The 23,915-nt window shown below is 29.7% G+C and carries 22 protein-coding genes, 1 pseudogene and 1 riboswitch; of the genes and pseudogenes, 21 read left to right on the top strand and 2 right to left on the bottom strand.

The genetic code is table 11. The features are described 5' to 3' along the window. Nucleotides 1-11: 11 nt before the first annotated feature. The 18 genes and pseudogenes from CDLVIII_RS23435 to CDLVIII_RS23360 all read left to right on the top strand — a co-directional run bounded on the left by CDLVIII_RS23435 (nucleotide 12) and on the right by CDLVIII_RS23360 (nucleotide 19,122). A complete protein-coding gene (locus tag CDLVIII_RS23435) occupies nucleotides 12-665 on the top strand; it encodes an efflux RND transporter periplasmic adaptor subunit (protein WP_009171959.1) in 654 nt (217 codons plus the stop codon). 14 nt (nucleotides 666-679) lie between these two features. Further along, entirely contained in the window at nucleotides 680-2,272 is a 1,593-nt protein-coding gene (locus CDLVIII_RS23430) for a DHA2 family efflux MFS transporter permease subunit (protein ID WP_009171958.1), read from the top strand. Beyond that, a complete protein-coding gene (locus CDLVIII_RS23425) occupies nucleotides 2,238-2,720 on the top strand; it encodes a MarR family winged helix-turn-helix transcriptional regulator (RefSeq protein ID WP_035301903.1) in 483 nt (160 codons plus the stop codon). The genes CDLVIII_RS23430 and CDLVIII_RS23425 overlap by 35 nt, the downstream gene beginning before the upstream one ends. A gap of 425 nt (nucleotides 2,721-3,145) precedes the next feature. Further along, complete coding sequence (locus CDLVIII_RS23420; protein ID WP_009171956.1) at nucleotides 3,146-4,126, top strand: LacI family DNA-binding transcriptional regulator; 981 nt, start codon at nucleotides 3,146-3,148, stop codon at nucleotides 4,124-4,126. Nucleotides 4,127-4,159: 33 nt separating this feature from the next. Further along, nucleotides 4,160-5,914 (top strand): ABC transporter ATP-binding protein, encoded by a 1,755-nt coding sequence (locus CDLVIII_RS23415; RefSeq protein WP_009171955.1) that lies wholly within the window; start codon nucleotides 4,160-4,162, stop codon nucleotides 5,912-5,914. Then, the gene (locus CDLVIII_RS23410) at nucleotides 5,853-7,640 is read left to right on the top strand and encodes an ABC transporter ATP-binding protein (protein WP_009171954.1); all 1,788 of its coding nucleotides are present in this window, start codon (nucleotides 5,853-5,855) and stop codon (nucleotides 7,638-7,640) included. Before CDLVIII_RS23415 ends, CDLVIII_RS23410 begins: the two co-directional genes overlap by 62 nt. A gap of 99 nt (nucleotides 7,641-7,739) precedes the next feature. Further along, nucleotides 7,740-8,978 (top strand): MFS transporter, encoded by a 1,239-nt coding sequence (locus tag CDLVIII_RS23405; RefSeq protein ID WP_009171953.1) that lies wholly within the window; start codon nucleotides 7,740-7,742, stop codon nucleotides 8,976-8,978. A gap of 168 nt (nucleotides 8,979-9,146) precedes the next feature. After that, nucleotides 9,147-9,884: a FadR/GntR family transcriptional regulator gene (locus CDLVIII_RS23400; protein WP_009171952.1), complete on the top strand. Its 738-nt coding sequence runs from the start codon at nucleotides 9,147-9,149 to the stop codon at nucleotides 9,882-9,884. A 236-nt stretch (nucleotides 9,885-10,120) separates the two neighbouring features. Then, on the top strand, nucleotides 10,121-11,836 hold the full coding sequence (gene ilvD, locus CDLVIII_RS23395) for a dihydroxy-acid dehydratase (RefSeq protein ID WP_009171951.1): 1,716 nt from the start codon (nucleotides 10,121-10,123) through the stop codon (nucleotides 11,834-11,836). A gap of 140 nt (nucleotides 11,837-11,976) precedes the next feature. Next, nucleotides 11,977-12,150 (top strand): annotated as a pseudogene (locus CDLVIII_RS30895) (amino acid permease); the annotation flags it as partial. Between the two features lie 276 nt (nucleotides 12,151-12,426). After that, entirely contained in the window at nucleotides 12,427-12,618 is a 192-nt protein-coding gene (locus tag CDLVIII_RS23390; RefSeq protein ID WP_009171950.1) for a PspC domain-containing protein, read from the top strand. Between the two features lie 52 nt (nucleotides 12,619-12,670). Beyond that, nucleotides 12,671-12,982: a hypothetical protein gene (locus CDLVIII_RS23385; RefSeq protein ID WP_009171949.1), complete on the top strand. Its 312-nt coding sequence runs from the start codon at nucleotides 12,671-12,673 to the stop codon at nucleotides 12,980-12,982. A gap of 19 nt (nucleotides 12,983-13,001) precedes the next feature. Continuing rightward, nucleotides 13,002-14,063 carry an iron-containing alcohol dehydrogenase family protein gene (locus tag CDLVIII_RS23380; protein WP_009171948.1) on the top strand — a complete coding sequence of 354 codons (1,062 nt, stop codon included), beginning with the start codon at nucleotides 13,002-13,004 and terminating at the stop codon, nucleotides 14,061-14,063. 94 nt (nucleotides 14,064-14,157) lie between these two features. Further along, complete coding sequence (locus tag CDLVIII_RS31605; RefSeq protein WP_009171947.1) at nucleotides 14,158-14,313, top strand: hypothetical protein; 156 nt, start codon at nucleotides 14,158-14,160, stop codon at nucleotides 14,311-14,313. Between the two features lie 204 nt (nucleotides 14,314-14,517). Beyond that, entirely contained in the window at nucleotides 14,518-14,970 is a 453-nt protein-coding gene (locus tag CDLVIII_RS23375; protein WP_035301902.1) for a GNAT family N-acetyltransferase, read from the top strand. Between the two features lie 170 nt (nucleotides 14,971-15,140). Next, nucleotides 15,141-15,227: riboswitch (cyclic di-GMP riboswitch) on the top strand. A gap of 281 nt (nucleotides 15,228-15,508) precedes the next feature. Beyond that, a complete protein-coding gene (locus tag CDLVIII_RS23370; RefSeq protein ID WP_009171945.1) occupies nucleotides 15,509-16,495 on the top strand; it encodes a 3-oxoacyl-[acyl-carrier-protein] synthase III C-terminal domain-containing protein in 987 nt (328 codons plus the stop codon). A 36-nt stretch (nucleotides 16,496-16,531) separates the two neighbouring features. Further along, complete coding sequence (locus CDLVIII_RS23365) at nucleotides 16,532-18,064, top strand: methyl-accepting chemotaxis protein (RefSeq protein ID WP_009171944.1); 1,533 nt, start codon at nucleotides 16,532-16,534, stop codon at nucleotides 18,062-18,064. Between the two features lie 500 nt (nucleotides 18,065-18,564). Then, a complete protein-coding gene (locus CDLVIII_RS23360; RefSeq protein ID WP_009171943.1) occupies nucleotides 18,565-19,122 on the top strand; it encodes an rRNA adenine N-6-methyltransferase family protein in 558 nt (185 codons plus the stop codon). A 140-nt stretch (nucleotides 19,123-19,262) separates the two neighbouring features. On the opposite strand, the gene CDLVIII_RS23355 is transcribed toward CDLVIII_RS23360, so the two are convergent. Both CDLVIII_RS23355 and CDLVIII_RS23350 read right to left on the bottom strand, forming a co-directional pair. After that, a complete protein-coding gene (locus CDLVIII_RS23355) occupies nucleotides 19,263-20,174 on the bottom strand; it encodes a metallophosphoesterase (RefSeq protein ID WP_009171942.1) in 912 nt (303 codons plus the stop codon). Between the two features lie 35 nt (nucleotides 20,175-20,209). Further along, a complete protein-coding gene (locus CDLVIII_RS23350) occupies nucleotides 20,210-20,752 on the bottom strand; it encodes a hypothetical protein (RefSeq protein WP_009171941.1) in 543 nt (180 codons plus the stop codon). A 215-nt stretch (nucleotides 20,753-20,967) separates the two neighbouring features. Here CDLVIII_RS23350 and ugpC point away from each other — a divergent pair, with 215 nt between their 5' ends. From ugpC to CDLVIII_RS23335, 3 genes are read left to right on the top strand one after another with little or no spacing between them, the layout of a single operon-like run. Continuing rightward, the gene (ugpC, locus tag CDLVIII_RS23345; protein WP_009171940.1) at nucleotides 20,968-22,146 is read left to right on the top strand and encodes a sn-glycerol-3-phosphate ABC transporter ATP-binding protein UgpC; all 1,179 of its coding nucleotides are present in this window, start codon (nucleotides 20,968-20,970) and stop codon (nucleotides 22,144-22,146) included. Beyond that, a complete protein-coding gene (locus CDLVIII_RS23340; protein WP_009171939.1) occupies nucleotides 22,146-23,009 on the top strand; it encodes a sugar ABC transporter permease in 864 nt (287 codons plus the stop codon). The genes ugpC and CDLVIII_RS23340 overlap by 1 nt, the downstream gene beginning before the upstream one ends. Beyond that, nucleotides 23,009-23,830, top strand: a complete 822-nt coding sequence (locus CDLVIII_RS23335; protein ID WP_009171938.1) for an ABC transporter permease subunit — start codon at nucleotides 23,009-23,011, stop codon at nucleotides 23,828-23,830. The genes CDLVIII_RS23340 and CDLVIII_RS23335 overlap by 1 nt, the downstream gene beginning before the upstream one ends. The last annotated feature ends 85 nt before the right edge of the window (nucleotides 23,831-23,915 follow it).

Genomic DNA, 23,915 nt, shown 5'->3' with positions numbered 1-23,915 from the left:
GTGACTTTGATATGAATGGAAAACGTAAAATGTTAATTATTGGAATTTTAATAGCGATTGTAGTAGCATTAGGTAGTATAGGTTTTTATTATTGGTATGAAAATACATATTATGTTTCTACAGAAGACGCAAAAATTAATGCAGATTTTGTAAATGTAATTCCACAAATTTCAGGTAAGTTATTAGAGCTTAACGTTGATGAAGGAGATGTAGTTACAAAAAATGAAATACTGGCTCGTCAGGATATGAATGGTCTTCCAGATACAAGTGTAGAACAGTCTTTAGTTAGAGCGCCTATGGATGGTATAGTAGTAAAAAAGCAAGGCGAGGTTGGGGAAATTTTTTCAAATAGTCAAGCGTTATTTACTCTAGTAGATCCTAAAGAGATATATATAACTGCTAATATAGAAGAAACAAAGCTTTCAGGAGTAAAAGTTGGACAACCAGTTGATATAAGTATAGATCAATTTGGATCAGAAAAGTTTAAGGGAAAAGTTAAAACTATAGGCGAGATATCCAATTCAGCTATATCGCTGTTACCATCATCAACAAGTGGTACCTTTACAAAGGTAGTACAAAAAGTACCAGTAAAAATCTCGATTGATGATTCTGGTGAAAAGATTCTTCCAGGAACTAATGCAGTTATTAAAATTCATATTAAATAATGAGGTGATCTGTAATGGGAGAGAGTAATAATGAGTCATTAGCAAGTAGTTGGTTAGCATTAGGTGTAGTTATAATAGGTACTTTTATGTCTATACTTGATAGTAGTATAGTAAATATTGCTCTTCCTAAAATGATGGCTGTTTTTGGAGTATCTTTAGATGATATAAAGTGGGTATTGACGGCTTATACTTTAGCACTCGGTGCTATTATACCTCTTACAGGATATTTACAGGAAATTTTAGGAGCTAAGAGAATATATGTATTCGCTTTGGCTATGTTTACAGTTGGTTCTATGCTTTGTGGTATCTCTTGGAGCAATACTAGTATGATAGTATTTCGTATAATCCAAGCCATTGGTGGAGGAATGATAATGCCAGTAGGAATGTCCATAATATATCAAATATTCCCTAGAGAAAAAATAGGATTAGCTCTTGGCTTCTGGGGGATAGCAGCTATGGCGGCTCCTGCTATAGGACCAACATTAGGTGGATATATTATTGAGAAGATGGACTGGAGACTTATTTTTAATGTTAATGTTCCAGTTGGAATAGTTGGAGTAATATTAGCTACGATTTTATTAAAAGGTTCAGAAAGGAAGCCGTTTAAGGCTTTTGATATAATTGGATTCTTATCGTCCACTATAGGTCTAGTAAGTGTATTATATGTTCTTGGTGAAGGATCATCAATTGACTGGTCAAAACTTGAGAATCCAATCTTGATGACTCTTGGATGTCTAAGTTTAGTACTATTTGTTGCAAATGAATTAACTCATCCAAGTCCACTTTTAGATTTAAGAGTATTTAAGCTGTTTGAATTCTCAATAAGTCAGATTATAACAAGTGTCTTAACATTGGCGATGATGGGAGGAGTCTATGTATTACCTCTATTCTTGCAAAATGTAAGAGGGTATACAGCTATGCAATCTGGATTAATCATGTTACCTGGAGCTTTAGTAATGGGAGTAATGATGCCGGTAAGCGGTAATCTTATGAATAAAGTTGGAGTAAAGGCTCTGGTTGTACCTGGACTTATAATACTTGCTGGAGCTTCATATGAGCTTGCACTTGCTATAAATATGAATTCTAGTAAAGAAAGCATAGTTATCCTTAATTGCATAAGATCTGTTGGAATTGGATTAAGTATGATGCCAATAAGTACTAGTGGAATGAATGTAGTACCAAGTCATTTAATCAGCAGAGCATCAGCTCTTTCTAATACAATAAGGCAGATAGCAAGTTCAGTTAGTGTTACATTAATGTCTACTATTATACAAGGAAGAAATGATTATAATTATGCAAAACTAGCAGAACAAATTAATGTATATAATAAAACATCTAATGATACAATAAATACATTCGCAAGAGCATTTATGGGCACAGGAATGGATCCAAATACTGCTAAAGCGTCTGCGTTATCATATATAGGAAAGATGATTCAAGGGCAGGCATATACAGATGCTATGGCTTATTCGGTTATGGTGACTGTTGTTATAATATTTCTAGCTATATTTTTAGCTTTATTTATGGGTTCAAAGAAAACACCTAAGAAGGAAAATAAGGAAGGTGAAAAAAATGAATCAACGGGAGGAGTACTCGTCTCCGAATAATGAGTTAATCCAAAAACAAGCAGATGAGATAATGGATATATTTAAAGATATAAAGAAATCCATGGGGTGTAAATTTGAAAAGTGTGCAAAGCAATATGGATTTACAGTTCCGCAAATGGGAGTTATATTTCATTTAAATGATGTACCATCAATAACTCTTAATGAGTTAAGCGAGCATATGGGACTTACAAAAAGTACAGTTTCAGGCATAATAGATCGTCTGACTAAACAGGGTGTTGTTACGAGAGAGATACCTAAGGATAATAGAAGAACTGTGAAGCTATGCATATCAGAAGAATTCAAAAAAAACACGGATATATGCTCTATGAGGAAGAAGTTTATGGGGGATTTTATAGCCGATGCCATAAGAAAAACCAATCCGGAAGAAGTAGAAAAGATGATATATGGATTAAAGCAATTTTGTATATTATTACAGAATAAGGATTGAGAAAAATAAAGATATATAATTAATACACAGATTTTTGATTTATGTATAGTATAGATATATTTAATTATTACCGCACTGGAAAATCCAGTGCGTTTTTTTATTCTTTAAGAATTTATAATAAATTTAAATTTGTGGATAATTATTACAAATGGATATTTTACTATGGTTAAATGGTTCAAAAGGAATAAAAAATAATCGTATCCCCTGCCATATTTTCATTATATGCGTTCGGAAAGGCAGATGCGTAAAAAAAATTCCGTCTCGTACTCACTTACTATGTTTCCTATATATATTTACTAATGCTTAAAATTTATATATAATCTTATATTATAACGTAAATATATTGAGATATATTACGTTAATAAAATTAATTTATAACGTAATATATAATCTTTTATATATCGTTAGGAGGTGCAGTTTTAAAAATGGATAAAGTAAAAATTTCAGATATAGCTAAGGAACTTGGTACATCGACCATCTCTGTAAGCAGAGCACTTTCAGGACAGGCAGGAGTTGGCGAGGAATTAAGAAATAAAATCTTAAATAAAGCAAAGGAGATGGGATATTTTAAGGCTAAAAATAATGAGGATATTAAAATTTTAGTACTTCATCAAAAACCATTTGTGCACGATACAAGTAACTATAGTCTTAAAGTTCAGGGGATTGAAAAAGCAATACAAAAAATAGGCTGCGAATATGACCTGGAATTTGTAGACAAAGATCATCAAGAGGAACTTTATATGCCATATAAGATTCAAAAAGGAAGTAGTTTTGATGGAATCATTTTTATTGGAAGATTTAATAGTGAATATGTAAATTTTATTTCAAGTAAGATAAAGAACCAAGTCTTTTATACGGGTTATTCACCTTCTTTTGATTGTGATAGTGTTTGGTATAACTTTAATAATGGCGGTTATAAGCAATGTGAATACTTAATTAGAAAGGGACATACAAGAATTGGATTTTTAGGAAATAGCAGTGTGTATAAAAACAAGGAAAAGGTACTTGGAATAACATCAGCACTAGAGGATTATGAACTACCAATAAGAAATGAATTTTTTATTTATGAAGAAAATTTTGAAGAAAAGATTCTGAGCTTGCTTAATAGTAAGGATGCGCCAACAGCAATAATTTGTCAGTGGGATTATACAGCAATAAAATTGATAAAATTCTTATATGAGAATGGTATAAAAGTACCAGATGATATATCGATTGTTGGCAGTGGCAATACGGAAATGTCGTCATTATCTATACCTGCACTATCGACTTTGGAGCTTAATATTGATTATGCATGTGAAATTGCAGTATCGCTACTATTAAAGAGAATTGCAAATACTGAGAAGCCTTATGAAAATATCACAATAAATAGTGTTTTGGTAGAGAGAGAATCGGTAAAGAATATATAAATTACTAATGCTAATTTGGATAGGAGATGTTATATGGGGAAAAAGATATTAATTAATTTTATATGGAAACATAAAATATCATATCTTGTTGGAGTGATATTCATGCTACTTACATCTTATATTCAAACTCTTTTTCCTAGAGTTCTTGGGAATACAATAGATATTTTGAAAACAAATAATTTCAATGTGGATGATATATATATAAATATTTTCTATATGATGATTATTGCATTTGGAACCTTTATAACTACATATATATGGAGAAACTTTATTATAGCAAATGCTAGAAATATGGAATGTTATCTGAGAGAAAAGCTTTTTGAGCATTTTCAAAAATTAGCACCTGAATTTTATAATAGAAGGAAAACTGGGGATTTAATCGCTTATGCTATAAATGATATAAATGCTGTAAGAATGACATTTGGTCCTGCTATAGCGAGATCGGTTAACGGAATAGTTATATGCGTTATTTCAATTTATTCAATGACAAAAGCTATAAACTGGAAGGTAACAATGCTCTCTTTAATACCTGTTCCTTTAATAATTCTAATTATGATTAATGTGGGTAAAATTGTTAGAAAGCGCTTTAGAAAAGTTCAAGAAAATTTTGCGTCAATTTCAGACAGGGTTCAAGAAAATATAAATGGTATAAGGGTTATAAAGGCTTATGTTCAAGAGGATGAAGAAGTTGAAAAATTCGAAGAGCTTAATAGGGAAATGGCAAAATCAAATTTAGATATGGTTCGCATATCATCTTATTTAGCACCATCAATTGAAATTTGTTTTACTATTAGCTTTGTCTTGAACCTCATAGTTGGAGGAAATATGGTTTTAAGTGGGGAGATCTCTTTAGGTGACTTCATTGCATTTAATGGATATCTTACAATGATAATGGGGCCTGTAATTTCAATCGGCAGTATTATTTCAGTTTTTCAAAGAGGTATGGCTTCACTAAACAGATTGAATGAAATATTTAATTCAGACATCAATATAAAAGAAAATGAAAGCTGTGTAAAAAATAAGGCCAATGGTGATATAGAAATAAAAAATCTCACTTTTTCATATCCGGGATCAAAAGAAGAGGTGTTAAGAAACATAAATATGGTCATTCCTAAGGGACATACTATAGGAATAATAGGCAAAACAGGTAGTGGAAAGAGCACTTTAGTTAATTTGCTGCTTCGAATGTATAATGTCCCTAGAGGAAAAATAATGGTTAATGAAATAGATATAAATGATTATGAATTGAAATCTCTCAGAGATAGTTTTGGATTTGTTCCACAGGATAATTTCTTGTTTGATGCTTCTATATCTGATAATATAAAATTTTTTAAAGAAATATATCAGAATGAGGAAGTTATAGAGGCTGCTAAAAACAGTTGTATATTTGAAAGTGTTATGGATTTTCCACAGAAATTTTCGACAATTATTGGAGAAAGAGGTGTAAGTATTTCAGGTGGACAGAAACAAAGAATTTCGATTTCAAGGGCATTAGTTAAAGATCCAGAAATACTTATATTAGATGATGCGTTATCAGCTGTAGATACTATTACGGAAACGCAGATACTTAAGAATCTGAAAAAGTTAAGAATGAATAAAACATCTATAATAATTGCCCATAGAATATCTGCAGTTATAGAAGCTGATGAAATTATAGTGCTCGATAATGGTAAAATACTTGAAAAAGGCACACATTCAGAATTAATGGCAAAAGGAGGAACGTATTATGATATCTACAGATCTCAATTCCATGAAGAAGACAATGGATTTGGAAATGAAGCCTCCTAAAAAAACTAAAACTATAAGGCGATTAATAAAATTAATGCTGCCCTACAAAAAAGGAATGGTCTTTGCGTTTACATGTGCGATTCTAGTAAATATAGCAACATTAATAAAACCATACATTTTAAAATTAGTAATTGATGATTTTCTGACAAAGCATATAGCACAAAGAGGATTTTATTCAATAACTACAATGGGAATAATATATTTTTTAGTTGTAGCATTAAGTGGTTTTTTATCGGTATCTCAAGCTTTCTTGATAAATAAAGTAGGACAAGACGTAATGAAGACACTGAGAAGCAGAGTTTTTAAAACAATTCAATTACTTCCTCTTTCATATTTAGATAAAACATCTTCTGGAAGATTGATAACAAGAGCAACTAATGATGTAGAAGCATTAAGTGAAATGTATACAGATGTTATAATTAGTCTTTTTAAAGATGTAATTTTGATAATTGGAATAGTGTATACAATGATTATAATTAATGTAAAGCTTGCTTTAATATCGTTTTGCGTAGTTCCATTAATGTTCGGAGTAGTATTTGCTTTAAAGACGAGAATAAAAAGAAATTTCACTAAAATGAAGAGTTTAATTGGAAAAATAAATGGCTTCATGGCGGAAAATATATCAGGAATGAAAATAATACAAATTTTTGATGGTGAGAAAGAGAAAGAAGAAGCTTTTTCTAATTTAAATAATGAATATTTTAAAGCTACATTATTTCAAGTGTGGATGAATAGTTTTTTAAAACCAGCAGCAGATGTTTTTCAAAGTTTAGCTGTAGCTATTTTAATATGGTATGGCATGGGAAAAATTTCTGATAATACTTTAAGCATAGGTGTACTTTATGCATTCACAAATTATATAAAACAATTTTTTGATCCTATTTCTGATATGGCTGATAATTATACAACCATTCAATCAGCTCTGGTTTCTGCTGATAGAATATTTGAATTGTTAGATCAAGAAGAATATTTAGAAGATTTAGATCTTGGAGTTGAGGCTAATAATTTTCGAGGAGATATAGAATTTAAAAATGTCTGGTTTTCTTATAATGATAAGGATTGGGTTTTAAAAGATGTTAGCTTTAAAATATCTAAAGGGCAGACAGCAGCATTTGTTGGGCAAACAGGTTCTGGAAAGACAACAATAATTAGTCTTTTGAGTGGATTCTATGAGGTGCGGAAAGGCGAAATTTTAATTGATGGAATAAATATAAATAAAATAAAAAAGAGAGATTTAAGAAAAAATATATCAGTTGTGCTTCAGGACGTTTTTCTATTTTCAGGTACAATTGAAAATAATATTACATTAAATGATAGTATTGATCAAAGTGAAATAGAAAGAGCTTTAGAAATTTCTCGAGGGAAAGATGTTATTGAGAACTTTGAGAATGGAATTAAGGAACCAGTAATGGAAAGAGGAAGTACTCTTTCAGCAGGCCAGAGACAATTAATATCTTTTGCAAGGGCAATTGCTCATAATCCTTCAATATTTGTTCTGGATGAAGCTACAGCTAATATTGATACAGCAACTGAAATGTTGATTCAAAAAGCTATAGATAATATTACAAAGGAAAAAACTACAATAATAATAGCACATAGGCTTTCAACCATTAGGAATGCAGACGTAATAGTAGTTCTGAAAAATGGCCAAGTCTTAGAAACTGGTAATCATGATTCGCTTATGAAAGCTGGTGGGTATTATAAAGAGCTGATAATAAAGAAATAAGCTGTATATTTAAGTTTGAAGTAAAATGAAATGACTTTTTAAGTAAAAAATTATATGTATGCTGTTTAGAAAACAATATGTATGGAAGAGAGAAAATATATGAATATCACAAATGATATAAAAAAAACATTTAACAATCCTTTTACTGCATTGAAGCATAAAAATTTTAGATATTACTGGATAGGTATGTGTGTATCTTTAATAGGTACTTGGATGCAAAATATAGCACAGCCATGGCTGGCATATACATTAACTAATTCACCTTTTTTGCTTAGTTTAATAGGAATAGTTCAATTTACACCTATGTTAATATTTTCATTATTTGCAGGAGTTATTATTGATAAGTTCTCAAAGAAGAAGATCCTAATATTTACTCAATCTGCTTCGCTTGTTATCACTTTGATACTAGCGATTTTAGTGTGGACAGGAAAAGTGCAATATTGGCACATATTGATTATGGCTACAGCTCTTGGCATAGTTAATACTGTTGATATGCCATCGCGTCAATCTGTAATCATAGAACTTGTAGGAAAAGAAGATTTGATGAATGCAATTGCTTTAAATTCTATGGTTTTTAATCTAGCGAGAATTATAGGGCCGGCAGTTGCGGGAATGGTAATGGGGTATGCCGGAATTGCAGCTTGCTTTTTTGTAAATGCAATTAGTTTTAGTGCAGTATTAATTAGTTTGTTCTTCATTAAGTTAAATCCAGTAACCAAAAAAAATAAAGAAAATAAGAAAGTTTTAAATGAAATTAAAGATGGGCTTAAATACATTTATAAAAAGAAGACTTTACTCTATACTATTTTAATATTGGCTGTAGTAGGTACATTCGCTCCGAATTTTAATGTACTTGTACCTGTTTTTGCAAAGGAAGTATTGAATCAAAATGAAGCAGGATTTGGAATATTAATGTCTTTCATGGGGTTAGGATCGTTTCTTGGAGCTATGTTTATTGCAACTTTAAGCAAATCTGGGCCTAAAAGGTTTATAATTAATGTTGTACCCTTAATTGTAGGTGCTGCATTAATTATTACTGGATATACCAATGTCTATTTATTAACGGGTATATCTTTAGCGATTACTGGTTTCTTTTTTATATCATTTACTTCAAATGCAAATTCAACTCTACAGCTTAATTCAAGCAATGAATATAGGGGGAGAGTGATGAGCATATATACTTTGGTATTTTCCGGCTCTACTCCATTTGGAAATCTTTATGCAGGATTATTCGCGGAGCATTTTAGTGCCAGAGTTGGATTTGCTGCTTGTGGTGGTATAATAATACTTCTTATGATATTTTTGCTTTTGTGGAAAGAAAGATTGAAAATAAGTTAGAGGTAGATATAAATGAAGATAATATATTTTTGATATGAGTATTTAGTGATATAATCATAACTAGAAACTACTTTTAGTAATTTTATCGTATTGCTAAGTTTATAATTTGGTAGAGTGGGATAATTATTTAGTGAGTAAGAAAAGATATATGAGCCTTTAGGAGGAAATATGGCAGATAATAAGGAAGTTGACAACAATATAATTAATTCATCAAAACCATTAGGAGAACAGACATCAGATAGAATTATTCAATTAATAATAGAAAATGATTGGAAGAGTGGAGATAAGTTACCTAATGAATATGAACTAGCCGATATGCTTAATGTTGGAAGAAGTACAATTAGAGAAGCTATAAAAGCTTTAGTTTCTAGAAATATATTAGAGATAAGGAGAGGAGCGGGGACTTTCATATCTCAAAAGGGCGGAATTGCTGATGATCCATTAGGATTAACATTTGTAAAAGATAAATTTAAATTAGCACTGGATTTATTGGAAGTTAGATTTATGATAGAACCATCAATAGCGTCGATAGCTGCAGTAAAAGCCACAGAAGATGAAATACAACAAATGTCAGTTTTATGCGATGAAATAGAAAAACTTATTTTAAATAATGAACCTTATTTGGATAAGGATATAGAGTTTCATACCGCTATAGCTAAAAGCAGTAAAAATTTAGTTATGGTGAATTTGATTCCTATAATAAACAGCTCGATTACAATATTTATCGATATTACAAACCAAAAATTAAGGAATGAAACAATAGAAACTCATAGAGAAATTTTAAATGCAATCAAGTCACATAACTCTAATGCTGCACACGATGCGATGCTTTTACATTTGGTATATAATCGTAGAAATATTAGAAATGTTATAGATAAGGGGAAAGAAATATATAAAAATTCTTAAAAATATCTGTTTGATTTTCAACAGATATTTTTTTTGACTTTAAAATACATCGGATGTATTTTAAAACTATATTATGTATTACAATAATATATCAGATGTATAAGTGATAAAATAAGCAAAAATAAAAGAAAATAAAGTTTGAGATGAAAAATATTGACAAATACATCTGATGTGATATGATGAATACATCGGATGTATTTAAACGGTATCAAATGTTGATAAAGGAGATATGTATTATGATTAGTCAAGAAATAAGAAAAATTGCTCCAGAAATGGATCCACTCCGCAGAGGAATGGGGTGGACTACAGAAGATTTAGCAAAACCTCAAATTATAATAGAAAGTACATTTGGAGATAGTCATCCAGGAAGTGCTCATCTTTTTGATTTTGTAAATAAAGCTGTAGAAGGAGTTAATCAATTAGGAGGGAAGGCAGCAAGATATTTTGCAACGGATATTTGCGACGGAATGGCACAAGGACATGATGGAATAAATTATTCTTTAGCATCTAGAGATACACTTACATCATTAATTGAAATACATGCCAATGCAACACCATTTGATGCAGGAGTATTTATCTCAAGTTGTGATAAAGCAGTTCCATCACATCTTATGTCAATTGGAAGATTAAATATACCTTCTATTATTGTAACAGGAGGAGTAATGGAAGCTGGACCAGATTTATTGACTTTAGAGCAGATTGGTGCTTATAGTGCAATGTGTCAGCGTGGAGAAATAACAGAAGAAAAATTAACTTATTATAAAGAACATGCATGTCCATCATGCGGAGCATGCTCATTTATGGGAACAGCAGCTACAATGCAGGTTATGGCAGAAGCCTTAGGATTAATGCTTCCAGGAAGTTCATTAATGCCAGCTACTTGTGAAGATTTAAAAGATGTTGCTGTAAAAGCTGGTAGACAAGCTGTTGAATTAGCTAAAATGAACCTTCGTCCAAAAGATATGGTAACAATTAAATCTTTTGAAAACGCTATATTAGTTCATGCAGCTATATCTGGATCTACTAATTCATTATTACATTTACCAGCAATAGCACATGAATTTGGATTATATATAGATGAAGAAACTTTTGATAGATTACACAGAAACGCACATTATTTATTAAATATACGTCCAGCTGGAAAATGGCCAGCTCAATATTTCTATTATGCTGGTGGTGTACCTGCAATAATGGAAGAAATTAAAGATCAGCTTCATTTAGATGTAATGACTGTAACAGGTAAAACTTTAGGTGAAAATCTTGAAGAATTAAAAACAAACGGATTTTATGAAAAATGTAATGAATATCTTGAAAAAGTTGGAGTTAAAAAAGAAGATATTATTCGTCCTTTTAATGATGCTATTAGTACTAATGGTTCAGTTTCAATATTAAAAGGAAATATCGCTCCAGAAGGTGCAGTAGTAAAACATTCTGCAGTTCCAAAAGAAATGCATGAAGCTATATTAAAAGCAAAACCTTTTGATAGTGAAGAAGAAGCTATTGATGCTGTATTAAAGAAAGTAATTCGTCCAGGAGATGCGGTATTTATAAGATATGAAGGACCAAAGGGAAGCGGAATGCCTGAAATGTTCTATACAACAGAAGCAATTTCTTCTGATGAGGAATTAGCTGCAAGTATAGCATTGATAACTGATGGTAGATTCTCTGGTGCATCTAAAGGTCCTGCAATTGGACATGTATCACCAGAAGCAGCAGTAGGTGGACCAATCGCGCTAGTTGAAGAAGATGATTTGATTGAAATTAGTATTCCAAAGAGAAGTTTACAGATTGTTGGTGTAAAAGGTAAGAAATGTAGTGAAGAGGAAATTCAAAAAATACTTGAGGAACGTAAGAAAAATTGGAAACCAAGAAAATCAAAATATGAATCTGGTATTTTAAAGATTTTTTCAGATCATGCAGTATCTCCAATGAAGGGTGGATACATGAAATAATTAATTCTGTGCATGGACTTGTGGGTGTATTAATTATAAATGCTTTGATTTAAATACATAAAATAAGGTTCAAATATTTCAGTAAAGTGATGTCTTAAAGCAATTAATGATTATTTTAAGACATCTTTTTATTAAAAAAGACTTTAGGAATAATATTTGGAGCATGGTGTTTTGTATTTACTGCTTTTGCATGTATTGGTGGAATGTATTCACAAGATACATTTCAATTGGTGCTTAACATTATAACTCCATTTGTATTACTTGGATTAGGTTTGATTCTGCCTTATTTTGCAAGAAGAGAGAAGCGTATTTAGTTAGTATGTAAATTTATTTGCTGAAAACTATTATAAAGTCAACGAGTTAAATACATCAGTATACTTAATTATAAAACCGTGTCAACTAAGTTTGGCACGGTTTTAATTTTTTATGAATCAAGGTTTATTTAAAAGAATAAATATAGATATGGATAAGAAATGAGAAAGTGGTGCATAATTCAATAAAAGACGTAGTAACTAGGGAATTAGATATGGTATAATTTTGAACAAGGAATACGATAGAAAATTATATTTTTTGTAATTATGAGGGGGATTATGGATAAAAAATTATATTTATCGGCAACTGACAAAAAAATAGCAGGAGTATGTGGTGGATTTGCTGAATATTTTGGATTAGATTCTACTCTTATTAGAATCGGGTATTTAGCAATGATTTTATTAGCAGGTACAGGAATACTTTTCTATATTATCTGTGCTTTGGTTATACCTAAAAAGCCAGTGGAATAAAAAATTAATCTTAATTTGATAAGTATGTCTATTCACAAAGGAGGAATTAGAAATGGAACAGATAAATAATATCTTGGATAAAGCGCCAATTCATTTAACTACAAATACAATAGTTCTTGCAGCGGTGGCTATCATTGCAGTATACATTTTAATAAAGGCTATAAGTGGTATTATTAAAATAGCTGCCATTATAGGAATATGCTACTTTGTATTAATGTCTCTTCAAAGTACAAATCTTGTTAATATACCAGGTGTAAGAGATGCCTATACAACAATAGAAAAATATATTCCTTCAAAAGAAGTATGGACAAATGCGGTTGATAAAGCAGAGAAAATAAATAAAGTGGTTAATGATTTGAATTAGTAGCTTAAGGAGGCAAAATATGAAAACTTCAACTCATAGAATAGCAATTCCTTCGATCCTTGAAGTAGGAAAAGGGAATATTAACAGTATAGGTACATTTATTAAGAAAGGAATGTTTAAAAAGGTTTCGATATATTTTGGGGAAGGTATAGAAGAGTTATTTGGTGATGCCATATGTAGTTCGTTAAAGGAAGCTGATATTCAAATTTCTCAAACTGGAACCATATCAGATATAAAATTTGAGGAGGTTAGTATAAAGGCTTTTGAAATATCAAATGATGTTGAAGCGTTAATCGGAGTAGGTGGAGGGAAAGCCATTGATGCAGTGAAATATATGAGCTTTTTAAAAAAAATACCATTCATCAGTATTCCAACATCAACTTCTAATGATGGATTTTCAAGTGCTGGTGCATCACTACTGGTTAATGGGAGGCGTATGTCTCTTCCAGCTAAAACTCCGTATGGAATAATTGTAGATATTGATGTCATTAAAGGCGCACCTGAAAAATTTATATTTTCAGGAATAGGAGATTTGATATCTAATATCACTGCTTTACATGATTGGAAATTTGAAGAAGAGAATGGGAAAGCAATTATTGATGATTTTGCAACTATGATATCTAAAAAGGCAGTAAATAGTTTTGTAAGAACCGAATTTAAAAGCATTAAAGATGATCTGTTTCTGAAAGAGCTAGTTGATTCTTTAACCTTAAATGGGATTTCTATGGAGATTGCAGGAGATAGTTCTCCAGCCTCAGGATCAGAACATTTAATTTCACATGCTCTAGATAAATTTCTTGAGCATCCTGAACTTCATGGGATACAAGTTGGTATTGCAACATACATTATGGCAAAGGTACAAGATCATAGATCTGAAAGAATAACAAAAGTATTAAAGGAAACAGGTTTTTTCGAGTATGTTAAAACATTAAAATTAAAAAAGGAAGATTTCAGAAGAGCTATAGATGAGGCTCCGCTTATAAAGCCTAATAGATATACATATATTCATGTTGAGGAAAATAGAATACTTGCTAAAAAGATAGTTGATGAAGATGAAGTGTTAAATAATATCTTAATATAAAGTATATATGCTGCTTCATAAATAAAGCTGAATAAATATTTAGATGAAGGCAAAACTAATCGTGTATTTATTAATAATTAGAGGAGGCAGGTTTATGAAAAAATTGGAAAAAGGTGAACATGAGAAAGCAATGGAGAAAGCTAAGAAAATGCTTGATAAAGGGTGCGGAATGAGTGAAATAGTAAAAGAAACTAATTTAAGTGAGGAAAATGTGCTGAAAGCAAAAAGAAAATGGGAAGAGTTATCATAAAAATTATTAATAAACAATTAATTTGTTATTTATAAGTTGAATAATAAAACTTACTTTATATAACTATCAATATGTCGCAAAGATTTAATAGCGATATGTTGATAGTTTTTTTATTTAAAAATATAATTATCTATGAATAAATATGCAATAATAATGAATATAGTGTATAATATAATTATATTATTAGAAATAGAGGGAACTACTATGAATAGCATTATATATCAATATATAGATTATACAAATGAAAAATTTAAGGAAGTGATAGATTTAAGATTTAATATTTTATTTAAACCATATAGCAAAATTAGTAAATATGATTACGATGAATTTGATCATATAAGTTTTCATTTAGTGGCATTAAGGGAAGATAAAGTTATAGGATACTCAAGAATGACTAAAGTAAATGATAAAGGCAAAATCACTAACGTAGTTGTTAATCCGGAATACATAAAAAAAGGAATTGGATTTGAAATGATGAAAAGGCATATTTTTAAGGCTGAAGAAAATAATATTGGGCATTTATACTTAAATGCAAGGGCAGACACCATCAATTTTTATAAAAAAATCGGATTTGAGTGTAAAGAAGACATGTTTTTATCTGAGAAAAGCGGATTGATGCTGCAGAAAATGTGCTATGAAGTGAATTTAGTAAGATAGTATTAGAGAAAGGATAAATTTGATATAGATTATAAGGTGTTTTTGAATTATTACATGCATATGAAAAATATTTAAGTCTAGATTGAATATAACGGAACAGAAGGAATTATTGTAGAAATATGCAACTAATATTGAAAAATGTAAGAAAATGGAGTAGTATATAGTGTATATATTGATAATAGTACACTTATTGAAAGGTAAGGTCACAAAGCCATGGGTCTAAGGAATGTTATGTCTATGATTGCCAGGCTACTAAGAGGAAGTTGTTAAGAATAAATGTTTATGCTTTTATTAGGTGTCTATTATTAATTAATAGGCACTTTTTCTATGTATAGGAACTATCTGAAGGGGAAGGATTAATAAAAGTTTGTTTTTTATAAACTAATGGAAAATAGTTTTTTGAAATTAGTGATGTCAATGCTTATTGGAGTATTAATTGGTTAAAAGGTCACAAAAAAGAGAGTAGCACATGCATTTTTTATTTGTATTAATTAAAAATGTATATTTATAAAAAGTAATGTAAAGTGAGGGAAAAGTTATGGGAGTAAGATTAAGTTGTATTGATGTCTGTCATGGTTCTAAAGTTGTTTCAAATGATTTTTACATAAAGCATTTCGAACAACAAGATAAGGATGTGAGACATTTGTTAGAAGATGTAATGGGAAGAGATAAGAGATATATGTTTGATGAAGGCGAGAATTCTCTATCCTTATCCATAAAAGCTGCAAAATCTGTGTTAGATAAAGCAGGTTTGCAGGGGAGTGATATAGATGTATTAGTTTATTCGTCGATATTATCGGAATATGTATCACCTCCAACATCGATTTTGTTGCACAAAGAATTAAATTTAAAGGAAAATGTAATGTGCTTTGATATGAATGCAAACTGTGCAGGCATGGGAGTTGCTTTGGAGAATATATCAAATTATTTAATGTCCTCTAAACATGCAAAGATGGCTCTAATAGTTGGATGCGATGATGATAATTCCTTATGTGATACTAATAATGAAATATGTTATGGAAATTATGGACATGCTGCATGTGCAATAATCTTAGAAAAAGTAGATGAGAATTGTGGGGTGATTGACACTGAATATTATATAAATACAGAAGTTAGTGATAAAGTTTTGTATCCAAGTAATGGTTTTTCAAGTTTTTTTAAATCTAAAAATGTTGATGAACTTTGGTTAAAATGGACACCATTTGATACAGGAGTATTTATGTATCCTGCTACAGAAATAATGACGAAAGTCATAAAAAATGCAGGATTAACTAAAGATGATATCAGTATGTTTTGTTTATCACAACTTGCATTTACTAATACGAAGAAAATAAGAGAACTTATGGATTTAGAGGATGATAAAACAATATATATAGGGAATGAGTATGGATATACAGGTACTACTAGTCCGTTTATAGCATTATATGAATCCATAGAACGAGGCAAAATTAAGAGGGGAGATTATATTGTATTTTGGACATTCGGAGCAGGCTCTCAGAGTATAGTAATGCTATATAAATATTGAAATATAAATAATTAATGTAATATATAGGGGGTAAAAATGGATAAAAAAGAAAGTTTTAAAATAAGGTTCAATAAGAAGACGCTTAAATTTGTGTTAATAATATATATGATATGTTGCGTCCTGTCATTTATATTCTATTGTGGTTTGAAATTATTTGGCTTTAATGATGCTATAAGTGTAAAATCTTTAATATTACTAGGAATATTTGTTGCTATTTATGCTATAGTGCTACATAAGTGTTATAAGCTTACACTTGCTAAAAATGGCTTTAATATCAAAGCTTTTAATGTAACAAAGGGGATACTTTTATTTATAACTTATTTTCAATATTTATATTTAAACTTTACAATGCACTTAAATTCTTTATGGCTAGTAATTTTCTTCTTTACTATTCTTGGAGCGTTATTTTTTGATGTAAAAATGATTAGTGCATCGATAATTTTGAGTATTATATGTCAAGTTATAGTTTTTATAAACAATCCTTCAATTTTTTTAGCTAAAGAATTTACAGTGGCAGAAGCATCTATGACAATTATTACAATTCTGATAACTTTAACATTAGTTTTTGTTGTCGTATATTTTGCATCAAGTTTGTTAGAATCAATTGGCGAAAAAGAAAGTCAAGTAGAGGAAGAGAAGGAAAAAATATTAAATTTGTTCCAAAGTATAACTCAAATTTCAAATACGGTTTTAGCATCAAGTGAAAATTTAAGTGTTGCTATTGAAGAACAAACGAGCTCTCTTTTAGAAGTATCAGGAACAAGTCAATCTATGTCAAAAGACTCAGGTGAAATGTTAAACAAATCAAATAAGAATAAGGAAATATTAAATACATTACTAAGTGCTAATGAAGTAGTTACTAATAAAACAAAAGATAATGAAACTAAAGTAAAAGAGTTTATTGAAATTACTGATAAAAATCAAGAGGCTTTAAATAATACACTGTCAATTATTAATGATATAAAGAATAATATACAAGATACTTTTAAGTCTACAAATGATTTGGAACAAAAATCAAGAGAGGTAGATGAAATATTAAAGCTTATTGGAGATATATCAGAGCAGACAAATCTTCTTGCATTAAATGCATCAATTGAGGCGGCAAGAGCTGGAGAATATGGTAAGGGATTTGCAGTTGTAGCAGAGGAAATAAGAAAATTAGCAGAAGGAACAAAGGAATCACTTAATCAGGTAAGTGCAATAGTGGAAGAATTGAAAAACAATATAAATTTAGTTCAAAGACAAATGACTGATAATAATGAAAAGTCTCAAGTAGGGAATAATATTATTAATGAAACTGTAAAAGGAATAAATAATATGACTTCAAATTTAAAATTATTCAGTAATAATATTATGGAAATAAATAAGGCATCTAATACATTATTTACAGAGACTAAAAATGTAGTAAATTTTAACGAAGAAGTAGCTAATTTAATTAAGGATACAATTTCAAAATTTGAAACGGTGACAGAATCTATAGCTCAAGGAGCTGCTACTAGTGAAGAAATAGAAGCGAGTATTAATGAATTGAAGAATATTGCTGAGGATATGAACAAGCTTATTAAATAAATATTATATCAGAGTTTGTGGAAGGATACATAGAGACTTAATGGTATAAAACCAATAGCATATTACTACATTAAATAGTAGCAAAAAAAATAATTTGATTGCTTTTTGTGTCAATATATCCAGTTAATATAAATGATGTTAATAAAATTTAAAAATGTTTTGTAAGTTATTGAGTTCATTTCCTTAATGTGCTATAATCTAAAGAAAATAAATTATAACATAATTTTCTAATTATTATATAGTGATGCACCGTGGTGGAGAATTGTTAGATATACATCATCAGGTTGCGCACAATTCGCTAGACCGACAATACTTAGTTCTTTTTTGAGTTTTGATTATGTTGTAGTATTGGGCCTAGGATGAAATGTCACAACCAAATACCTGAAGATTATTAAGAAATATTTTAGGATTATCTCCAATTCTATATAGATGGGAATAATCCTTTTTATTAAGAATAAAATATGTGTTTTAATAAAAACATGCAGGAGGGTTATAATACCATGTGGGGAAAATTTATAATAGAGTATTTAAAATCACCTAGAACAGTAGGAGCTGTAGCACCTAGTTCTAAAAAGCTTGCTGAAAAGATGGCTTGTGATATTGACTATGAAAATGCAAAGTGTATTGTTGAGTATGGACCAGGGACTGGGGTATTTACTGAAAGATTAGTGAGAAAAATAAAAAAGCAGACTTTATTAATGCTTATCGAATATAATGAGGAATTTTGCAGGCAGCTAAAAGAAAGATATAGTAATTATAGTAATATTGTAGTTGTAAATGATTCGGCAGAAAATATAGACAAGTATCTAAAAAAATATAATATTAAAGAAGTAGATTATGTAGTTTCTGGATTACCATTTGCAAGTCTACCAAAAAGTATGTCAAATATAATATTAAAAAAGACAAGAGATATCTTAAAGAAAAATGGTTTGTTTATAACTTTTCAGTATACATTACTTAAGAAAGGTTACATAGGAAGTTATTTTAAGGATATAAGCTTAGAGAGAGTTATATTCAATTTACCACCAGCTTATGTTTTAAAATGCCAAAATACATAAAAATATTTTTGTGTTTTGAAATATAATTAAATGTCAAAAGTGGGATTTTAAAAAATTGAATAAGATTAATTAATAGTTAGTGTGAAATCCATGACAATATCTTTTATAGATATTATCATGGGATTTTTTTATTTAAGAATTTATTTGAAAATAGAATTAGAATGAGAGTTAATTCTATTTTCATTTTTATCTATTTTAAATTCATCAATTTTGCTGCCTTTTGAACTTATAGCTGAAACATTAATGTAATTTGTTTCAACATCTACAACTAAAAAGTGATATACGGCAATTGGAGGGATTACAACTCCTTTTTTACTTGTATATTTGTCTCTGAGTTTTTCACCGCCGCCACCTGTAATTACCTGTGTAATACTGTTTTCGTAACAAAAATTTTCATTGCTGAAAGAAGCATCAATTACTTTTCTTGAATAATTGTGTTCATGACCTGAAAAAACTATATCTATATTGTACTTATCAACAATTTTCCAAAATTCATCTCTACATTCTGGATATAAATCAAGGCAATGACCTAAATGAGCTCCAGTTGGAAAAGCTGGTGAATGAACAAAAACAAACTTATTTCTTTTAAACTCTGAAGCTTTTTCTTCGAACCACGCAATCTGATCTTTACCAATTCTATGAGTTAAACCGGGATGAAAAGCATTTAGAATTATAAATCTCATATCGGCAATGTCTATATAATACACTGTTTTATTATAAGCATAAAGGTATTCATTGGGAGTTAAATCATTATAAACCTGACTAAAAATTTTTTCGAATCTGTCATTTAAAGGCTCTATATTAACTTCATGATTCCCTATTACAGGAAATAACGGTTTGTTTGGATGATACTGTTCTATTATTCTCCTTAATTTAGTCAATTGAAAATTTAATATTTCTTCTTTAGAACTACCTGCAACAGTATCTCCACACATTACAATAAATTCTGGTGCTGGTCTTAATTTACATGATTCATGCATTAGCGTTTTAAGTACTTTTTCATTTATGCCATTTTTTTTACCCTTTGAATCACTGAAAACTATAAACCTCATTTTTTCTCCTCTCAAAAACACAATTTTGCAATATTTTATTTGCAGTATTGTAACCATTTAGCATAGAGTTCTGGTTTGTTTATTTTTACAAAGCTCAGGAATTGCTCTTTATATCCTGATTTTTTTAGGCTATCAATAATTAGATAGGGATATATGGTTCTTTTTTTCATGACTCTGGCTGTATCAATAAGCTTGATATCATTTGATGGTGTAAGGAAAATGTGAAATGGAGCGGCATCTAAGCGAGTGTAACCTACTAAATCCATAGCTTCGTAAAGCTCAATAATTTTATTTGAAACATCTTGAGTAAGAGGATGTAATCTTAAATATTTATCCAATTCAATACCTTGTATATATTCTCTAATAATATAATTTGTATCAAAGGCATAAAGTTTTGGAAAGTGAGCATCTTTTTGTGCCATAACTAATGATTCTATTTCATCAGCACATATCTGTTTGTTTTTAAAAATTTTAATACATTTCTGAAAATCAATTTTGTATACTTTTCCTTGTGTTCCTGCACCTAAAAATTGCAAATCTTTTAAGTTTAAGCCTGCATAGAGTTTTATAAAAATCACCTAAAAATAGTAGTATATATTAGGATATGATAATACAGAGCTTTTTGATTTAAATAATTGTATCTATAAGTTAAATATGGGTTTATTATTATTAACTTCCAATTAACTTAGCTTAACTTATATACAATATTTACTTAATATTTAAATATTATAGTTATAGAGTCAAATAAAAACTATATAAGTGGGATAAACCAATTTTAGAAAGGGGCAGATAAATGGCAAAAGTTATCCTAAAGTCTTTGAATAAGTTATATGATAATGGTTATAAGGCTGCTAATGATATTAATTTGAACATTGAAGATGGGGAATTTGTAGTTCTAGTTGGTCCATCTGGTTGTGGTAAATCAACAACTTTAAGGATGATTGCAGGACTTGAAGAAATATCCTCTGGAGAATTGTATATAGAAGATCGATTAGTTAATAAAGTTGAACCAGTGGATAGGGATATAGCTATGGTATTTCAAAACTATGCATTATACCCTCATTTTTCGGTCTATGAAAATATGGCATTTGCCTTAAAAATTAAAAAGATGAATAAAAAGGAAATAGATAAAAAAATACATGAAACAGCGAAGATATTAGAACTTGAAGAGTTATTAAATAGAAAACCAAAAGAACTTTCAGGTGGGCAAAGACAAAGAGTTGCACTTGGTCGTGCAATTGTTAGGGAGCCTAAGGTGTTTTTAATGGATGAACCACTTTCTAATTTAGATGCAAAACTAAGAGTATCTATGAGAAGTGAAATAATAAAATTACATCAAAGACTTAAAACTACTTTCATTTATGTAACTCATGACCAAACTGAAGCTATGACTATGGGAAATAAAATTGTTGTAATGAATAAAGGAGAAATACAACAAATTGCAGACCCAGTAACAATATATGAAAAACCAAGTAATAAATTTGTAGCTAGTTTTATAGGCTCTCCGCAAATGAATTTTATGAGAGTAAAGGTTATGGAAGCTGACGATAATATATACATTGAAAATGCTTATGTAAAACATAATATTAAGGATAGAAATCTTATAAGAATCTTTAAAGAAAAGTATTGTGGAAGTGAAGTCGTAGTTGGAGTGAGAGCGGAAGACATTGAAGTGTCAGAAAATAATAACAGAGAAACTGTTGAAGATTTTAATATAAAAGATAGCGGAAATCAAAATAGCGATTCGATAAATGTAAAAACAGATATAACAGTTGGAGAGATAGAGCTTGTTGAAATTTTGGGAAGTGAGACTTATATACATTTTAAAATAAATAATAGTAGTATGACTTGCAAGGTTAATGGAATATTTAAGAGAGATGAAGGACAAGCTATAAGAGTGAAGTTTGACTTTCAAAGAGCACACTTTTTCGATGGGGATAGCGAAAAAAGAATAGATGGGGAGGAATTATAATGAAAAGTCTATTTAAGAAAATAGAGCCGTATCTTTATTTAATTCCTTGCTTTATAGGATTTTTAATATTTACCTTTTATCCTTTTATAAAAACTATATTTTTAAGTTTTAATGTAACCAATACAAATGGAGAAGCAGCTGGTTTTGTTGGAATGGATAATTATATAGAATTGTTCTCCTCTTCAGATTTTATAGATAGTATCTTGACTACCTTCAAATTTGTTGTAATAACAGCCATACCAGCAATAATTATTGGACTTGCACTTGCAATTCTTGCAAATAAAAAGCTTAAAGGAAGTAAAGTATATGAGGTTATGTTTGCAATGCCAATGGCAGTATCTTCAGCAGCTGCAGCAATAATATGGATGCTACTATATCATCCATCTATAGGAATATTAAATTATATTTTAAAAGCACAAATTGGATGGCTTACAGATGAGAAAATAGCGTTGTTTTCAGTTGCATTAGTCACAGTATGGCTTAATATTGGTTTGAATTTTATATTTATTTTAACAGGTCTTAATAATATTCCAGATGAATTAAATGAAAGTGCACAAATCGATGGTGCTAAATGGGGAAGAAAATTCTTTAGACTGACAATTCCATTAATTTCACCTACATTGTTTTTTGTTGTATTCATAAATATGGTTAATTCTTTTCAAGCTTTTGGACAAGTAAAGTTGTTAACTCTTGGAGGGCCAGCTAATGCTACTAATGTACTAGTCTATGAAATATATAGAGAAGCGTTTTTAAATAATAGATTTGAAACTGCCTGTGCAGAATCAATAATACTATTTTTCATAATACTTATAATAACACTTATTCAATTAAAATTTGAAAAGAAGGGAGTTTATTATTCGTAATGGAGAGCAAGAAAAAAAGATGTTTGTTATATTTATTTAATATAATAGTTGGGCTTATTATGATATCGCCAATACTTTATGCGCTTAATATAAGTTTAATGACTCCTGATGAGATACTTTCTTATCCTCCTAAATTCTTTCCAACACGTATTACTTTAGATAATTTTAAACTGGTAATAGAAACTGTTCCAATTTTTCAATTCATATTCAATAGTTTTTTTGTTTCAGCGGTTGTTACAATAGGACAAATAATAACATCATGTTTAGCTGCATATGCTTTCTCCTATTTTGATTTTAAAGGAAAGAACCTATTGTTTATCTTATGTTTGTCTACTTTAATGATTCCAAGTGAATCAACAATAATAGCGAACTATCTGACAATAGCTCAATTAGGGTGGACTGATACTTATACAGGACTCGTAGTACCGTTTTTAGTATCGGCCATGGGGATATTTTTAATAAGGCAGTTTTATCTGACAGTACCAAAAGAATTAAAAGAAGCTTCTAAACTTGATGGGTGTAGTAATCTTAAGTTCTTTGTTAAGGTATTGCTTCCTATATCTAAACCTATGATAGCATCCCTTGGAGTGTATACCTTCTTAAATACATGGAACTTATATATGTGGCCATTACTAGTAACAAATTCTCCAGAAAACAGGACTGTTCAGATAGGTGTAAGTATGCTTCAATCTTCAGATAACGAGAATTTGGGATTAGTATTTGCAGGAGTTATTATGATCATTTTACCTTCAATAATAATTTTTATTATTGGGCAGAAGCAGCTTATAAAAGGAATTACTTCAGGAGCTGTAAAAGGATAAGGAGAATTTACTAGAATGTCTGACTATCATTCTTATCTAATTTAAATACAGATAAATATTTATAAATAAAAGAGAGTGAGGTTTA

The sequence above is a fragment of the Clostridium sp. DL-VIII genome (genome assembly GCF_000230835.1).
In the GTDB taxonomy this organism is placed as follows: Bacteria; Bacillota; Clostridia; order Clostridiales; family Clostridiaceae; genus Clostridium.
Note: the sequence above shows the minus strand (reverse complement) of the source record. Positions and strands in the feature narration are given on the sequence as shown.

Excerpts from the sequence above, each read along its gene's own strand:
- CDLVIII_RS23435 (WP_009171959.1), top strand. The coding sequence starts at position 12 with ATGAATGGAAAACGTAAAATGTTAATTATTGGAATTTTAATAGCGATT.
- CDLVIII_RS23430 (WP_009171958.1), top strand. The coding sequence starts at position 680 with ATGGGAGAGAGTAATAATGAGTCATTAGCAAGTAGTTGGTTAGCATTA.
- CDLVIII_RS23425 (WP_035301903.1), top strand. The coding sequence starts at position 2,238 with ATGAATCAACGGGAGGAGTACTCGTCTCCGAATAATGAGTTAATCCAA.
- CDLVIII_RS23420 (WP_009171956.1), top strand. The coding sequence starts at position 3,146 with ATGGATAAAGTAAAAATTTCAGATATAGCTAAGGAACTTGGTACATCG.
- CDLVIII_RS23415 (WP_009171955.1), top strand. The coding sequence starts at position 4,160 with ATGGGGAAAAAGATATTAATTAATTTTATATGGAAACATAAAATATCA.
- CDLVIII_RS23410 (WP_009171954.1), top strand. The coding sequence starts at position 5,853 with ATGATATCTACAGATCTCAATTCCATGAAGAAGACAATGGATTTGGAA.
- CDLVIII_RS23405 (WP_009171953.1), top strand. The coding sequence starts at position 7,740 with ATGAATATCACAAATGATATAAAAAAAACATTTAACAATCCTTTTACT.
- CDLVIII_RS23400 (WP_009171952.1), top strand. The coding sequence starts at position 9,147 with ATGGCAGATAATAAGGAAGTTGACAACAATATAATTAATTCATCAAAA.
- ilvD (WP_009171951.1), top strand. The coding sequence starts at position 10,121 with ATGATTAGTCAAGAAATAAGAAAAATTGCTCCAGAAATGGATCCACTC.
- CDLVIII_RS23390 (WP_009171950.1), top strand. The coding sequence starts at position 12,427 with ATGGATAAAAAATTATATTTATCGGCAACTGACAAAAAAATAGCAGGA.
- CDLVIII_RS23385 (WP_009171949.1), top strand. The coding sequence starts at position 12,671 with ATGGAACAGATAAATAATATCTTGGATAAAGCGCCAATTCATTTAACT.
- CDLVIII_RS23380 (WP_009171948.1), top strand. The coding sequence starts at position 13,002 with ATGAAAACTTCAACTCATAGAATAGCAATTCCTTCGATCCTTGAAGTA.
- CDLVIII_RS31605 (WP_009171947.1), top strand. The coding sequence starts at position 14,158 with ATGAAAAAATTGGAAAAAGGTGAACATGAGAAAGCAATGGAGAAAGCT.
- CDLVIII_RS23375 (WP_035301902.1), top strand. The coding sequence starts at position 14,518 with ATGAATAGCATTATATATCAATATATAGATTATACAAATGAAAAATTT.
- CDLVIII_RS23370 (WP_009171945.1), top strand. The coding sequence starts at position 15,509 with ATGGGAGTAAGATTAAGTTGTATTGATGTCTGTCATGGTTCTAAAGTT.
- CDLVIII_RS23365 (WP_009171944.1), top strand. The coding sequence starts at position 16,532 with ATGGATAAAAAAGAAAGTTTTAAAATAAGGTTCAATAAGAAGACGCTT.
- CDLVIII_RS23360 (WP_009171943.1), top strand. The coding sequence starts at position 18,565 with ATGTGGGGAAAATTTATAATAGAGTATTTAAAATCACCTAGAACAGTA.
- CDLVIII_RS23355 (WP_009171942.1), bottom strand. The coding sequence starts at position 20,174 with ATGAGGTTTATAGTTTTCAGTGATTCAAAGGGTAAAAAAAATGGCATA.
- ugpC (WP_009171940.1), top strand. The coding sequence starts at position 20,968 with ATGGCAAAAGTTATCCTAAAGTCTTTGAATAAGTTATATGATAATGGT.
- CDLVIII_RS23340 (WP_009171939.1), top strand. The coding sequence starts at position 22,146 with ATGAAAAGTCTATTTAAGAAAATAGAGCCGTATCTTTATTTAATTCCT.
- CDLVIII_RS23335 (WP_009171938.1), top strand. The coding sequence starts at position 23,009 with ATGGAGAGCAAGAAAAAAAGATGTTTGTTATATTTATTTAATATAATA.